The sequence below is a fragment of the Streptomyces sp. bgisy130 genome (genome assembly GCF_057708345.1).
Window position 1 is genome coordinate 221,559 of record NZ_JBYISA010000010.1, and the last position, 14,637, is coordinate 236,195.

The following is a 14,637-nucleotide window of genomic DNA, read 5'->3' on the forward strand; positions in this document are numbered from 1 at the left end:
GACCCGTGCCGGTGCCGTGCACATGGCAGACTCCCGAACGTGCAGGCGACGGGAGGGCGTCCCGGGACCCGGCCGGCGGCCGCGCCGGGGGTCCAGCTCCGGGCGGTGCGGGCGGCGTTGTTCACCGCGCTGTGCACCACCCTGTCCGCGACCTCCCATGTCCTGCTCTCCCACGCCCCGTTGCCGCCCGCGTCGGTCGCCGCGATCTGCGCCGGCGTCTTCGCCGCGGCCTACGCACTGACCGGACGGGAGCGCGGCTACGGCCGGATCGCCGCACTGCTGGTGCCCCTGGAGCTGACCGCCGACACCGTCTTCACCGCCGGACAGCACACCTGTTACGGCGGAGCCGGCGGCCCGGTCACCGGCCCGCTGCGCTCGGTCGGCGTCGATCTGCTGTGCGCGGGCGGCGAGTTGGGCACTCCGCTCGCCCGCCTCGCCGCCCACACGGGCACGCCGCTGCCGCCGGTGCCGCCGGCCGCCCCCTGGCTGCTGCTCGCTGCCCATGTCGCCGTCGGCCTGCTCGCCGCCGGCTGGCTGCACCGCGGGGACGCCGCCCTGGACGCCCTGCTGCGCGCCGCCGCGGCCGGCGCCTTCCGCCCACTGCGGACCGCGGCCGCGGTGGTCACCACCGTGTTCCCGCCGCCCCGTCGGCGCCTGCGCCCGCCGCCTCCGCCGGCCGCCCGCCCGCTCCCTCTCCTGGTGCACTGCGTCCTGCGCCGCGGCCCGCCCGCCGCGGCCGCCGTCTGACCAGTCCGCAGCAGCAACCCCACCCTTGAGAGACGGAACCCCCCATGAGCAACCGCAACAACCAGGCCAACAAGGCCGCCGCCCGTGAGCGCATCCGGGCCGAGCGCGAGCGCCAGCAGAAGAAGGAGAAGCTGCGCCGTCAACTCTTCGTGGCCGGGGCCGTGGTCGGTGTCCTGGCCGTGGCCGGCGGCATCGGCTTCATGGTGATGAAGGCCAACGAGCCCACCGGCTGGGAGGCCGCCAAAGAGGCCAAGCCCGTCGCGCCCGCCCACACCCAGGGCAAGAACGGCACCGAGATCCTGATAGGTGACAAGAACGCCAAGGAGACCCTGGAGGTCTTCGAGGACGTCCGCTGCCCGGCGTGCGCGTCCTTCGAGCAGAGCAGCGGCGAGGCGCTGCTGAAGGACATCGAGGACGGCCGCTACCGGGTCCGCTTCTCGATGTACACCTTCATCGACGACTCACCGGCCGGCGGCGAGGGCTCGAAGAACGCGCTGAGCGCGCTCGGTGCGGCGCTGAACGTCAGCCCGGAGGCGTTCCTGAAGTACAAGAAGGCGCTGTACTCCACCAAGTTCCACCCCGAGGAGCAGGTGGACACCTACGCCAAGGACGCCGAACTGCTCAAGGTCGCCGCCACGGTGCCGGAGCTGAAGAACAACAAGGCGTTCGAGACGGCGGTGAAGGAGGGCACCTACGACCGCTGGGTGATGGACATGACCGCGCTGTTCGGCCGTAAGGGCGTCCGGGGTACGCCCACCTTCATGCACGGCGACAAGAAGCTGACGATCCCCCAGGTGCCACAGCAGCAGATGACGCAGGCGCAGTACAACCAGCTCGCCCAGGCCAACTTCAAGAAGATGATCGACAAGGAGTTCGGCCCGGCGAAGGGCTCCGGGAAGCCGGACCCGGGCAAGGGCGACAGCAAGGGCGATGGCGGCCAGAACGGCATTCGCGAGGGCGAAAAGGACCCCACGGCCTCCCGCTGAGTGCCTTTCGGACAACGGGCGGGCGAATTCTCGGAGTTCCCGCGAATTCGCCCTCCCGGGCCCGCTTACCGGCCAGTAGGGTGAGCGGCCGTGACCGATCATGACCAGATCTCGCGCCGCACTGCCGTTACGGCAGTAGCCGCCACCGCCGCACTTCTGCCGTTCGCCGGCGCCACCACCGCGCACGCCCAAGAGGCCGCCGGCCAGGACCCGTTCTTCCGGCACGGCGTCGCCTCCGGTGACCCGCTCCCGGACGGCGTCCTGCTGTGGACCCGGGTCACGCCGACCCCGGCGGCCACCCCCGGATCCGGCCGGGGGCCGGCCACCGAGGTGAGCTGGCAGGTGGCGACCGACAAGGACTTCGCGTCCGTCGTCGCCCGGGGAAGCCTGACCGCCTCGGCCGCCGCCGACCACACCGTCAAGGCGGACGTCCGCGGCCTGAAGCCGGCCACCCACTACTTCTACCGCTTCACCGCCGGCGGGCAGCACTCCCCCGTCGGCCGGACCCGCACCGCCCCGGCCCATGACTCCGCCGCCGGCAACGTCCGCTTCGGTGTGGTCTCCTGCGCCAACTGGGAGTCCGGCTACTTCTCCCCGTACCGGCACCTGGCCGCCCGCGCCGACCTGGACGCGGTGCTGCACCTCGGCGACTACCTCTACGAGTACAAGTCCGGCGAGTACCCGGAGTTCAAGTACGTCGTCCGCCCGCACTCCCCCGCCCACGAGCTGCTGACGCTCGCCGACTACCGCATCCGGCACGGCGTCCACAAGACCGACCCGGACGCGCTGTCCATGCACGCCACGCACCCGGTCATCGCCATGTGGGACGACCACGAGTTCGCCGACAACGCCTGGAAGGGCGGCGCGACGAACCACACGCCGGAGACCGAGGGCCCCTGGTCCGCGCGGATGGCCGCCGCGAAGCAGGCGTACTTCGAGTGGATGCCGGTGCGCCCCTCGACGGCCGGCACCACCTACCGCAGGCTGCGCTTCGGCACCCTCGCCGATCTGCATCTGCTGGATCTGCGGTCGTTCCGCGACGAGCAGGCCAAGCCGGGCAGCGGCGCGGTCGACGACCCGAGCCGTACGCTCACCGGGCGGGCCCAGCTGGACTGGCTCAAGGCCGGGCTGGAGCGCTCGGACACCGCCTGGCGGCTGGTCGGCACCTCGGTGATGATCTCGCAGGTCGCCTTCGGCGCCGTCCCGGCGAAGCTGCTCGGCCCGCTCGCCGACATCCTCGGGATACCCAAGGAGGGCCTGGCGATCAACACCGACCAGTGGGACGGCTACACCGATGACCGGCGCGAGCTGCTGAGCCACCTCAGCGACCGCGGCATCGACAACACCGTGTTCCTGACCGGCGACATCCACATGGCCTGGGCCAACGATGTCCCGCTCCAGGCGGCGACCTACCCCGCCGACCGGCCGGTGGCGACGGAGTTCGTGGTCACCTCCGTCACCTCCGACAACGTGGACGACTTCCTGCATGTCGCCCCGCACACGATCTCGCTGGCCGGGGTCGCCGCCCTCAAGGCCGCCAACCGGCATGTGAAATGGCTGGACATGGACTCCCACGGCTACGGGGTCCTGGACGTCAACGCCGAGCGGACGCAGATGGACTACTTCGGGGTCTCCGACCGGACCGACCCGCAGGCCACCAGCGAGCTGCTGCGCTCCTACCGCACCCGGTCCGGCACCCAGCAGATGGAGCGGGCGGACCAGCCGGCCGGCTGACGGCGCACGTCCCGCGCGGCGCCGGCCGCCCGGTTCACAGCCCGGCGAGGAAGCCCAGCGCCACCTTCCAGGTGCGCTCCGCGGCCTCCGCGTCGTAGTCGGGCAGCCCGGGATCGGTGAACAGGTGGCCGGCGCCGGCGTAGCGGAAGACCTCTACGTCCGCGCCGGCCCGGCGCATCTGGAGATACCAGGCGTTCAGCCAGTCGTGCGGCTCGTACGGGTCCGGGTCGGCGACATGCAGCTGCACCGGCAGATCGTCGGCGGTGGTGTCCTCCGCGATGTCCGAGGTGCCGTGCAGCAGGAGCAGCCCGCGGGTCTTCTCGTCGCCCAGCGCGAGGTTCTGGGCGACCGAGCCGCCGAAGGAGAAGCCGGCGTAGACCAGCCCGCGGTCGGAGTACGGCGCCACGGCCGTGATGGCCCGCTTGAGCAGCTCCTCCTTGCCGATCTCGTCCTTGATGACCATGCCGTCCGCTACCGATTCCGCGGTCCGTCCGTCGAACAGATCGGGGACGATCACCTCGTGTCCCGCGGCCCGCAGCCGGTCCGCCGCGGCGTGCACCGCGGGACGAAGCCCGCATACCGAATGAAACAGCACAATCGTCGAAAGCCCGCTGGTCGGGGACTCGGCGGAGGCCGGCACTGACATCACTTCCCTGGAGTCGGATCGTTCTCGCCCCATCCTGCCAGCTACCGTCGTGGGGACCGGGTACCCGCACACCACAGCCGCTCGCACCCCACGGAGGAGGAGTCCCGTGTCATTGGAGGACGTCCTGCGTCCGGTCGCCGTCATCGGCGGCGCGGTCCTGCTCACGCTCATCCTGGTCTGGCTCACCGATCGCGGACTGCGCCGGATCGACGCCGCCCATCCCGAAACCCCCTTGTGGGGGCTGCTGCGGCGCTGCCGGATACCACTGCGGGTGGCCCTGTGCACCGCGCTGCTGCGCGGCTCGTTCGACGAGGCGGGGCTGAAGATCGCCGCGGACCACGAGGCGGGCGTCGGCCAGGCGCTGACCCTGGTCCTGATCGCGGCCACCGCCTGGCTGGCGGTCCGGGCCGCGGCGGCGATCGTCGAGTCCTCGTACTCGCGCTATGCAGCCAGCGGCCGGGACGCGGCACGGGTGCGGCGGGTGCGGACCCAGGTGACGCTGATCCAGCGGGTGGTGACGGCCGTGGTGATCGTCGTCGCGGCCGCCTCGATGCTGCTGACGTTCCCGGCCATGCGGGCGGTCGGCACGTCCATGCTGGCGTCTGCCGGCCTGCTCGGCATCGTCGCCGGTATCGCCGCCCAGTCCACCCTCGGCAACCTCTTCGCGGGGCTCCAGATCGCCTTCGGTGACATGGTGCGCATCGGGGACACCGTCGTCGTGGACGGCGAGTGGGGCACCGTCGAGGAGATCACCCTGACCTCGCTGACCGTACGGACCTGGGACGAGCGCCGGATCACCATGCCGGTGTCGTACTTCACCGGCAAGCCGTTCGAGAACTGGTCGCGCGGCGGGGCACAGATGACCGGCACGGTCTTCTTCCACCTCGACCACAGCGCGCCGGTGGAGAAGATGCGCCAGCGGCTGCTCGAAACCCTCCAGGAGTGCCCGGACTGGGACGGCAGGTCCTGGAGCCTGGTCGTCACCGACACCACCCCGTCCACGATCGTGGTGCGGGCGCTGGTCACCGCGCGGGACGCGGACACCCTCTGGACGGTGCGCTGCGAGGTCCGCGAGCGGATGCTGGAGTGGCTGCGGACCGAGCATGCCTACGCGCTGCCGCGGATCAGCACCGCGCCGGCCCCGCTCGGGGTCCCGGAGGCCCGCCATGGCGAGGAGCCGGACGCCCGGCGGCTGTCGAAGGAGTAGGAGGCCGGCCCGCCCGGCGTCAGGGTGTGTGCCGCAGACTGCGCACGTCCAGATGGCGCAGCACCCGGTCGACGATCTCCGGGTCCGCGCCCGGCTCGCTGCGCGCGGCCAGCACCTCGTGCCGGGCGGCCGAGAGCATCTCGCCCTGGATCCGCTGCACCTTCTTCATCCGTTGGATGCGCTTCTCGAACAGCTCGCGCCGCTCGTCGTCGACGATGTCCGGCGCGATCCGGGCGCCCAGGTCGTACGCCCGGCGCGCCAGCTGGTCGCTGACCTCGTCGGGCAGCTCCTCGACCTCCAGGATCTCCTTCAGCCGCCGCTTGGACGCCTTGATCACCCGGAGCGCCAGCTCCCGCTCCAGCGCGTCGACGGCGTCGGTGTCGGCCCGCACCCGCAGCCTGCGCACCAGCCAGGGCAGGGTGAGGCCCTGGACGAGGAGGGTGCTGAGCACCACCGCGAAGGCGATGAAGAGGATGTCGTCGCGGGCGGGGAAGCCGTTCCCGCCGTCGATGCTGAAGGGGATGGCCAGCGCCAGCGCCACGGAGGCCACCCCGCGCATCCCCGACCACCACATGATGAGCGTCTCCCGCCAGCTCATCGGGATCTCCTCGTCGTAGTCGCGGAGCTTGTGCATCCGCTTGGCCAGCCAGGCGGCGGGCAGCAGCCACAGCAGCCGGACGCCGACGACCACCCCGACGACGGCGGCGCCGGCGCCGAGCAGCTGGCCCCAGCGGTGCGAGGCGGCCCCGAAGATGTTGTGCAGCTCCAGCCCGATCAGCCCGAAGGCGACACCGGTGACGAGGGTGTCGACGACCTCCCAGAAGGTGTAGCCGGCCAGCCGGCCCATCACATCGTCCGCGTCGACCGCGTATTCGGCCAGGAACAGCGCGCAGGTAAGCACCGCGAGCACCCCGGACCCGTGGAACTCCTCGGCCAGGACATAGGCGACGAACGGCACCAGCAGCGTCAGGCCGATCTGGAGCGTCGGGTCACCGAGCAGCCCCATCAGCTTGTTGGTGACCCAGCCGAGCAGCAGGCCGACCGCTATAGCCACCACGGCGGACAGCACCAGCGAGCCGATCGCGGCGGACACCGAGAAGCTGCCGCTGATGGCCGCGGCGAGGGCGACGTGGTAGAGCACGATCGCGGTGACGTCGTTGAACAGCCCCTCGCCCTCCAGGATGGAGACCAGCCGGCGGGGCAGCCCGAGCTTGCCGGCGACGGCGGTCGCGGCGACCGGGTCGGGCGGTGCCACCAGCGCGCCGAGCACCACCGCCGCGGCCACCGGCATCCCGGGCACCACCGCCTGGGCGACCGCCGCGACCGCGGCGGTGGTCGCGAAGACCAGCGCCACGGCGAGCAGGAAGATCGGCCGGAGGTTGGCGGTGAACTGCCGCCAGGAGGTGCGCTGGACGGCCGCGTAGAGCAGCGGCGGCAGCACCACCGGCAGGATGAACTCGGGCGGCACCTCGACGTTGGGCACGAACGGCAGCAGCGCCAGGACGGCGCCGGCGAGCGTCATCAGCACCGGTGACGGGAGCCCCAGCCGGTCGCCGACCGGAACCATGACCACGGCTCCGAGCAGCAGGACGAACATCAGAGCCAGCTGGTCCACGGTGGCGACGCTCCGGGGTCGGATCCGGTCATGTTCCGCCCCCAGCCTGCCATGAAGCCGCCGGTGGCCCGCGGTGCCGGTGCCCCGCAGGCCGCTGCGTCAGCCGCTCTCGGCCCGGACGGTGTCCAGGGCGCGCTGAAGATCGTCCGGGTAGCCGCTCTCGAACTCGACCCAGCGGCCGTCCGAGGGGTGCTCGAAGCCCAGCCGGACCGCGTGCAGCCACTGCCGGCCGACGCCCAGCCGCTTGGCGAGGGTGGGGTCGGCGCCGTAGGTCAGATCGCCGACGCAGGGGTGGCGGTGGGCGGCCATGTGCACCCGGATCTGGTGGGTGCGGCCGGTCTCCAGCTTGATGTCGAGCAGGCTGGCCGCCCGGAACGCCTCGATCAGGTCGTAGTGCGTGACCGACGGCTTGCCCTCGGCGGTGACCGCCCACTTGTAGTCGTGCTGGGGGTGACGGCCGATGGGGGCGTCGATGGTGCCGCTCATCGGGTCCGGGTGGCCCTGGACCAGGGAGTGGTAGCGCTTGTCGACGGTCCGCTCGCGGAACTGCTGCTTGAGCAGGGTGTAGGCGCGCTCGGACTTGGCGACCACCATCAGGCCGGAGGTGCCGACGTCGAGGCGGTGCACGATGCCCTGGCGCTCGGCGGCGCCGGAGGTGGAGATGCGGTAGCCGGCCGCGGCCAGACCGCCGATGACGGTGGTTCCGCTCCAGCCGGGGCTCGGGTGGGCGGCGACCCCGACGGGCTTCATGATCACCACGATGTCGTCGTCGTCATGGACGATCTCCATGCCCTCGACGGGCTCGGCGACGATCTCGACGGGCGGCGCGGCCTGCGGCATCTCGACCTCCAGCCACGCGCCGCCGTGCACCCGCTCCGACTTCATCACCTCGGATCCGTCGACCCGGACCTTTCCGGCGGCGGCGAGTTCGGCCGCCTTCGTACGGGAGAAGCCGAACATCCGGGCCAGCGCGGCGTCGACGCGCTCGCCCTCCAGGCCGTCCGGTACGGGCAGGGTGCGGATCTCGGGAATGGTGCTCACCCCACGAGTATGGCAGTCCCGCCATGGTGTCCTGCCCGGGGCCGGGGCCCGGCCCCGGGAGCCCGTCGGCCGGCACCGCCAACGGCTGCCGCCCCGGCCGGCCCCGCCGCGGGGTCTCAGTCCTTGTGCACGGTCCCGTCGGGGTCCAGCCCCCGGAAGGACAGGATCACGATCAGCACGCCGCCGCAGACGATCGCGGAGTCGGCGAGGTTGAAGACCGCGAAGTGCGCCGGTGCGATGAAGTCGACCACCGCGCCCTCGAAGACGCCCGGCGCGCGGAAGATCCGGTCGGTGAGGTTGCCGAAGGCACCGCCGAGCAGCAGCCCGAGCGCGATCGCCCAGGGCAGGCTGTAGAGCTTGCGGGCGATCCGGAAGATCACCAGGATCACGGCCGCGGCGATGATGGTGAGGAAGATCGTCAGGGCCTCGCCCATGCCGAACGCGGCGCCGCGGTTGCGGATCACCGTGAACCGCAGCAGCGTCCCGATCACCTCGATGGGCGCATGGTGCTCCAGCTTCGCGACCACGAGGAGCTTGCTGCCCAGGTCGAGCAGGTAGACGACGAGCGCGACCAGCAGCAGCGCGACGATCCGCCGCTGACCGCGGCCCTTGCTCTCCTCCGCCCGCACCGGACCTCCCCCTTCGGACCCCGTCGTGGGATCCGCTCCGGTACCCGGCTCGGGTTCCGGCGTACCGGTGATGCGTTCCGCCTCTGCCACGTGTGAGTCCCTCAGCCCGTTGTGTCCCCGGCCGGGCCGTGCCCGGCTGAACCACGAGAGTACGGCACACCCCTGCGGGCGCGGGCGACACGGGTGCCGTCCGCGCCACCGGCCGGCCGGCTCCTCAGCGGCGCTCCTGCTGCTGCTTGCACTCCACGCACAGCGTGGCGCGCGGGAAGGCCTGCATCCGCGCCTTGCCGATGGGGTTGCCGCAGTTCTCGCACAGCCCATAGGTGCCCGCGTCCAGCCGCCCGAGGGCCCGTTCGGTCTGGTGGAGCATCTCGCGGGCATTGGAGGCGAGCGCCAGTTCGTGTTCGCGGGTGATGTTCTTGCTGCCGGTGTCGGCCTCGTCGTCGCCCGCACCGTCCCCGGAGTCACGCATCAGCCCGGCGATGGCGTCCTCGGCCGAGACGATCTCCAGCCGCAGCCGGGACGTCTCGTCCATCAGCTCGGTCCGGGCCGCGGCGACCTCCGCCGGCGTCCACGGGTCCTCGCCGGGCCGTACGGCGAGCTCCCCCGGCGCCGCGGCCACCCGGGCCATGGGCACCGCGGAGTCCTCGCCGTGTGCCGTGGCCGATGCGGCCGCAGTCTTCTTCGCCACCACCGTCTTGGCTCCCGTCTTCTTAGCGGGCACCGCGGCCTTTTTGGCCGGAGCCTTCTTCGCGGCCTTCTTCGCCGCCGTCTTCTTCACCACCGTCTTCTTCGCCGCCGTCTTCTTCGTGGCGGCCCGCTTCGGCGCCGCCTTCCGGGCCGTCGCCTTTTCCGGCGTGGCCGTACCGGCCGCCGGCTTCTTGGCCGCGGCCTTCTTCGGAGCTGTCCTCTTCGCCGGAGGCTGCTTCGCGTCGGCCTCGTCGGCAGGCGTCGTGCTCTTCTCCGCGGCGGTCTTTTTCGCCACCATGGCCGCGACCCCTTCACATATGTGACTTTGTTCGCGAATCGTGACGGGAACGATAAATCGCCGCCCGCCACGCGGCAACGGGACGCACCGCCCTGCGCTCCCCGGTGCCTGGCCCGGAAGGGCGGTTCGTCTCGGTTGTGCCCGCTTCCCGGCGGGGCGAATCCGCCCGTGGGAGGGGTGGCGGGCCGCTGGCCATTCGGGTCATCGCGCGGGCCGGGAGCGCGGCGCGGCGACGGTCCGGACCACCGCCCGTACGGCGCCCCGCGCCGGACTCCGCCCCGGCCGCCGAAATCCGGTCGGCCGCTGTCGGCCCCGCCCCGTACACTGGGCCCAGCGAGAGGCATTGACGGGACGAGTAGCGCCGTACGCAGCCAGCAGCGACCCGGGGACGGTGGAAGCCCGGGGGCGTGCACGACGTGAAGATCACCCCGGAGCCGCCGGAAGAAAGCCCACGGGTGAGTAGAACCGGCAGCGCGACCCCAATGAGGGGGCGGTGCAGTGGCACCGCCAAGGAGGGTGGTACCGCGGGAGCCATGGCTCTCGTCCCTCCGGACGGAGAACGCAGCAGGTGTCCGCCGGAGGAAGCCCCCGATGAGTCCGCAGCCCCAGTACCGCCAGGTACCCGCCCAGGTAGACCTCCCCGCCCTTGAGCACGCCGTGCTCGAGTTCTGGCAGGAGCAGAAGGTCTTCGCCCGCACCCTCCAGCAGTCCGAGGGACGGCCCGAGTGGGTCTTCTACGAGGGCCCCCCGACCGCCAACGGCATGCCCGGCGCGCACCACATCGAGGCGCGCGTCTTCAAGGACGTCTTCCCCCGGTTCCGCACGATGCAGGGCTACCACGTCGACCGCAAGGCCGGCTGGGACTGCCACGGCCTCCCGGTCGAGCTGGCCGTGGAGAAGGAGCTGGGCTTCAGCGGCAAGAAGGACATCGAGGCGTACGGCATCGCCGAGTTCAACGCCAAGTGCCGGGAGTCGGTGACCCGCCACACCGACGCCTTCGCCGAGCTCACGACCCGTATGGGCTACTGGACCGACCTGGACGCCCCGTACCGCACGATGGACCCCGACTACATCGAGTCGGTGTGGTGGTCGCTGAAGGAGATCTTCGGCAAGGGCCTGCTGGTCCAGGACCACCGCGTCGCCCCCTGGTGCCCGCGCTGTGGCACCGGCCTGTCGGACCACGAGCTGGCCCAGGGCTACGAGAACGTCGTCGACCCCTCGGTCTTCGTCCGCCTGCCGCTGACCTCCGGCCCGCTGGCCGGCCGGGCCGCGCTGCTCATCTGGACGACCACCCCCTGGACCCTGGTCTCCAACACCGCCGTCGCCGCGCACCCCGACGTCACCTACGTCGTCGCCACCGACGGCACCGAGCAGCTGGTCGTCGCCGAGCCGCTGCTGGAGAAGGCGCTCGGTGAGGGCTGGACCGCGACCGGCGAGTCGTTCACCGGCCGCGAGATGGAGCGCTGGGCCTACGAGCGCCCCTTCGGCCTCGTCGAGCTCGAGGGCGCCAACATCGTCGTCAACGCCGAGTACGTCACCACCGACGACGGCACCGGCCTCGTCCACCAGGCCCCGGCCTTCGGTGAGGACGACCTCAGGACCTGCAAGGCGTATGAGCTGCCGGTGATCAACCCGGTCCGCCCGGACGGCACCTTCGAGGAGCAACTGGCCCTGATCGGCGGCCAGTTCTTCAAGAAGGCCGACGAGACGCTGGTCGCCGACCTGGACGCCCGCGGTCTCCTCTTCCGGCACGTCGCGTACGAGCACAGCTACCCGCACTGCTGGCGTTGCCACACCGCGCTGCTCTACTACGCCCAGCCGTCGTGGTACATCCGCACCACCGCGATCAAGGACGCCCTGCTCCGGGAGAACGAGAACACCAACTGGTTCCCCGAGTCGGTCAAGCACGGCCGCTTCGGCGACTGGCTCAACAACAACATCGACTGGGCGCTGTCCCGCAACCGCTACTGGGGCACCCCGCTGCCCATCTGGCGCTGCGAGGAGGACCACCTCACCTGCGTCGGCTCGCTCGCCGAGCTGACCGAGCTGACCGGCACCGACCAGTCCGACCTGGACCCGCACCGCCCGTTCATCGACGCGGTCACCTTCCCCTGCCCGACCTGCCAGGGCACCGCGACCCGCGTCCCGGAGGTCATCGACGCCTGGTACGACTCGGGCTCGATGCCGTTCGCGCAGTGGGGCTACCCGTACCGCAACAAGGAGCTGTTCGAGAAGCGCTACCCGGCGCAGTTCATCTCCGAGGCCATCGACCAGACCCGTGGCTGGTTCTACACCCTGATGGCGGTCGGCACCCTCGTCTTCGACAAGTCCTCGTACGAGAACGTGGTCTGCCTCGGCCACATCCTCGCCGAGGACGGCCGGAAGATGTCCAAGCACCTGGGCAACACCCTCCAGCCGATCCCGCTCATGGACCAGCACGGCGCCGACGCGGTCCGCTGGTTCATGGCCGCCGGCGGCTCACCCTGGGCCGCCCGCCGGGTGGGCCACTCCACCATCCAGGAAGTCGTCCGCAAGACGCTGCTGACGTACTGGAACACCGTCGCCTTCCAGGCGCTGTACGCCCGCACGTCCGGCTGGGCACCCTCCGCGGCCGACCCGGCCCCCGCCGACCGCCCGCTGCTGGACCGCTGGCTGCTCGGTGAGCTGAACGGCCTGGTCGAGCAGGTCACCGAGTCGCTGGAGGCCTTCGACACCCAGCGCGCCGGCAAGCTCCTCTCCTCCTTCGTCGACGACCTCTCCAACTGGTACGTCCGCCGCTCCCGCCGCCGCTTCTGGCAGGGCGACGCGGCCGCACTGCGCACGCTCCACGAGGTCATCGAGACGGTCACCCGCCTCATGGCGCCCCTCACCCCGTTCGTCACCGAGCGGGTCTGGCAGGACCTGGTCGTCCCGGTCACCCCGGACGCCCCGGACTCCGTCCACCTCTCCACCTGGCCGGTCGCCGACCGGACGCTCATCGACCCGGCGCTGTCCGGCCAGATGCAGCTGGTGCGCCGGCTGGTCGAGCTGGGCCGGGCGACCCGCGCCGAGTCGGGCGTCAAGACCCGCCAGCCGCTGTCCCGTGCGCTGGTCGCGGCGCACGGCTTCGCGGGCCTCTCCGACGACCTGCGCGCTCAGATCGCCGAGGAGCTCAACGTCAGCTCGCTGGCCTCGCTCTCCGAGGTGGGGGGCTCCCTGGTCGACACCACCGCCAAGGCGAACTTCCGGGCCCTGGGCAAGCGGTTCGGCAAGGGCGTCCAGGCGGTCGCCAAGGCCGTCGCCGCGGCGGACGCCGCCGCCCTCTCCCTCGCCCTGCGCGAGGGCACCGCGAGCGTCGAGGTGGACGGCGAGACCGTCTCACTCGCCCCCGACGAGGTGATCATCACCGAAACCCCGCGCGAGGGCTGGTCGGTAGCCTCCGACGCGGGCGCGACGGTCGCCCTCGACCTGGAGATCACCCCGGAGCTGCGCCGGGCGGGCCTGGCCCGCGACGCGATCCGGCTGATCCAGGACGCCCGCAAGAACAGCGGCCTCGACGTCGCCGACCGGATCGCGCTGCGCTGGCAGTCCACCGACGAGGAGGTGCGCACGGCGCTGACCGACCACGCCGGCCTGATCTCCGACGAGGTGCTCGCCACGGACTTCGCCCCCGGCGACGCGGACGACTCCTACGGCTCCGCGTTCACCGACGAGAGCCTGGCCCTCTCGTTCCGGCTGCGCAAGGCGTAACCGCGGACGCGGCCACCCCGCGACGTCAACAGAGCCCCCCGGCGCCACCGCACCGGGGGGCTCTGCCGTCCCCGCTGACCGCACGCACCGCACAGACAAGTCCACACAAAAGGGCCGAGCCCCGAAGGAATGTTCCTTCGGGGCTCGGCCCTGATTGCCGACGGTGCGCGCTACGCGGACGTCAGTTGTCGTCCTCGTCGATCAGGAAGCCACGCATCGGCGACGGCGTCTGCTGCATCGGCTGCGGGCTCTGCGGCCGCACCGGAGCCATCGGCTGGGTCATCGCCGGCGACATCTGCTGCTGACCGCCGTAGGACGGACCGTTGCTGGACGGACCGGCCATGGAGTGGTTGCCGCCGCCCATCGACTGGCCGCCACCCATGGTGTGGTTGCCGCCCATGGTGCCCGCACCGGCCGACGCCATCGACGGCGACGGCGGCAGCGAGGGGGCAGCCGCCGGGGTCCGCGGCGGGGCCAGCGAGTCGTCCGCCTGGTTCTCCAGCTGACGCAGCTGGCTCTCCAGGTAGGACTTCAGCCGCGTGCGGTACTCGCGCTCGAAGCCGCGCAGGTCCTCGACCTTGCGCTCCAGCGTCGCGCGGGCCGACTCCAGCGAGCCCATCGCCACGCGGTGCTTCTCCTGCGCGTCCCGCTCCAGCGCGTCGGCCTTGGCGCGGGCGTCCCGCTCCAGGCCCTCGGCACGGCTGCGCGCCTCGCCGACGATCTTGTTGGCCTCGGAACGGGCCTCCGCGATCGCCTGGTCGGCGGTCTGCTGTGCCAGCGACAGCACGCGCGCGGCGCTGTCACCGCCCGGGCCGCCCTGCTGGCCACCGGGGCCGGGCAGCTGGGGTCCACCGGGGCCGCCCATCGGGCCACCCATGGGACCGCCGGGACCCATCGGACCGGGACCGTGCGGACCCTGCGGTCCGTGGCCACCGGGACCAGGAGGCAGCTGAGGTGCACCACCGGGCAGTTGGGGAGGTCCACCCATCCCCTGCTGCTGCGGCGGCACCGGCTGCGGACCGGATATGGCGGCGGGCACCGGAGCCCCAGGCCGCTGCTGCTGCTCCTGCTGCTGGTCCGGTCCCTTCCGCAGACCCTGCTGCTGCTGATTCTGCGCGGCAGCGCGGGTGGCAGCGGCAAGCTTGGCGCGAAGGTCCTCGTTCTCCCGCAGGAGCCGGGTCAGTTCGGCTTCGACCTCATCGAGGAAGGCATCGACCTCGTCCTCGTCATAGCCTTCTCGGAGGCGGACGGTCGTGAACTGCTTGTTCCGCACGTCCTCGGGGGTCAACGGCATCTCTACTTCACCTCAACGTAG

The 14,637-nt window shown here is 71.8% G+C and carries 11 protein-coding genes; 5 read left to right on the forward strand and 6 right to left on the reverse strand.

Going from position 1 to position 14,637, the window contains the following annotated elements:
- Positions 1–39 precede the first annotated feature (39 nt).
- The 3 genes from AC3EUV_RS16630 (at position 40) to AC3EUV_RS16640 (ending at position 3,467) form a co-directional block, all read left to right on the forward strand.
- Positions 40–747 (forward strand): hypothetical protein, encoded by a 708-nt coding sequence (locus tag AC3EUV_RS16630; RefSeq protein WP_432143148.1) that lies wholly within the window; start codon positions 40–42, stop codon positions 745–747.
- Between the two features lie 44 nt (positions 748–791).
- Complete coding sequence (locus AC3EUV_RS16635; protein ID WP_435603221.1) at positions 792–1,733, forward strand: thioredoxin domain-containing protein; 942 nt, start codon at positions 792–794, stop codon at positions 1,731–1,733.
- Positions 1,734–1,823: 90 nt separating this feature from the next.
- Positions 1,824–3,467, forward strand: coding sequence for an alkaline phosphatase D family protein (locus AC3EUV_RS16640; RefSeq protein WP_435603222.1), 1,644 nt, complete (start codon positions 1,824–1,826; stop codon positions 3,465–3,467).
- 34 nt (positions 3,468–3,501) lie between these two features.
- Here AC3EUV_RS16640 and AC3EUV_RS16645 read toward each other — a convergent pair whose 3' ends face one another.
- Positions 3,502–4,113 (reverse strand): dienelactone hydrolase family protein, encoded by a 612-nt coding sequence (locus tag AC3EUV_RS16645; protein WP_432143145.1) that lies wholly within the window; start codon positions 4,111–4,113, stop codon positions 3,502–3,504.
- Positions 4,114–4,225: 112 nt separating this feature from the next.
- Here AC3EUV_RS16645 and AC3EUV_RS16650 point away from each other — a divergent pair, with 112 nt between their 5' ends.
- Positions 4,226–5,320: a mechanosensitive ion channel family protein gene (locus tag AC3EUV_RS16650; RefSeq protein WP_435603234.1), complete on the forward strand. Its 1,095-nt coding sequence runs from the start codon at positions 4,226–4,228 to the stop codon at positions 5,318–5,320.
- Between the two features lie 19 nt (positions 5,321–5,339).
- Here AC3EUV_RS16650 and AC3EUV_RS16655 read toward each other — a convergent pair whose 3' ends face one another.
- The 4 genes from AC3EUV_RS16655 to AC3EUV_RS16670 all read right to left on the reverse strand — a co-directional run bounded on the left by AC3EUV_RS16655 (position 5,340) and on the right by AC3EUV_RS16670 (position 9,593).
- The gene (locus tag AC3EUV_RS16655) at positions 5,340–6,935 is read right to left on the reverse strand and encodes a Na+/H+ antiporter (RefSeq protein ID WP_432143144.1); all 1,596 of its coding nucleotides are present in this window, start codon (positions 6,933–6,935) and stop codon (positions 5,340–5,342) included.
- 99 nt (positions 6,936–7,034) lie between these two features.
- Complete coding sequence (locus AC3EUV_RS16660; RefSeq protein ID WP_432143143.1) at positions 7,035–7,976, reverse strand: RluA family pseudouridine synthase; 942 nt, start codon at positions 7,974–7,976, stop codon at positions 7,035–7,037.
- A gap of 116 nt (positions 7,977–8,092) precedes the next feature.
- Positions 8,093–8,695, reverse strand: coding sequence for a signal peptidase II (gene lspA / locus AC3EUV_RS16665; protein WP_435603223.1), 603 nt, complete (start codon positions 8,693–8,695; stop codon positions 8,093–8,095).
- A gap of 124 nt (positions 8,696–8,819) precedes the next feature.
- Entirely contained in the window at positions 8,820–9,593 is a 774-nt protein-coding gene (locus AC3EUV_RS16670) for a TraR/DksA family transcriptional regulator (protein WP_435603224.1), read from the reverse strand.
- Between the two features lie 591 nt (positions 9,594–10,184).
- Between AC3EUV_RS16670 and ileS the strand changes: the two genes are divergently transcribed.
- A complete protein-coding gene (gene ileS / locus AC3EUV_RS16675; protein ID WP_432143140.1) occupies positions 10,185–13,322 on the forward strand; it encodes an isoleucine--tRNA ligase in 3,138 nt (1,045 codons plus the stop codon).
- 181 nt (positions 13,323–13,503) lie between these two features.
- Here the strand turns inward: ileS and AC3EUV_RS16680 are convergent, their stop codons facing one another.
- The gene (locus AC3EUV_RS16680; protein ID WP_432143139.1) at positions 13,504–14,616 is read right to left on the reverse strand and encodes a DivIVA domain-containing protein; all 1,113 of its coding nucleotides are present in this window, start codon (positions 14,614–14,616) and stop codon (positions 13,504–13,506) included.
- Positions 14,617–14,637 lie beyond the last annotated feature (21 nt).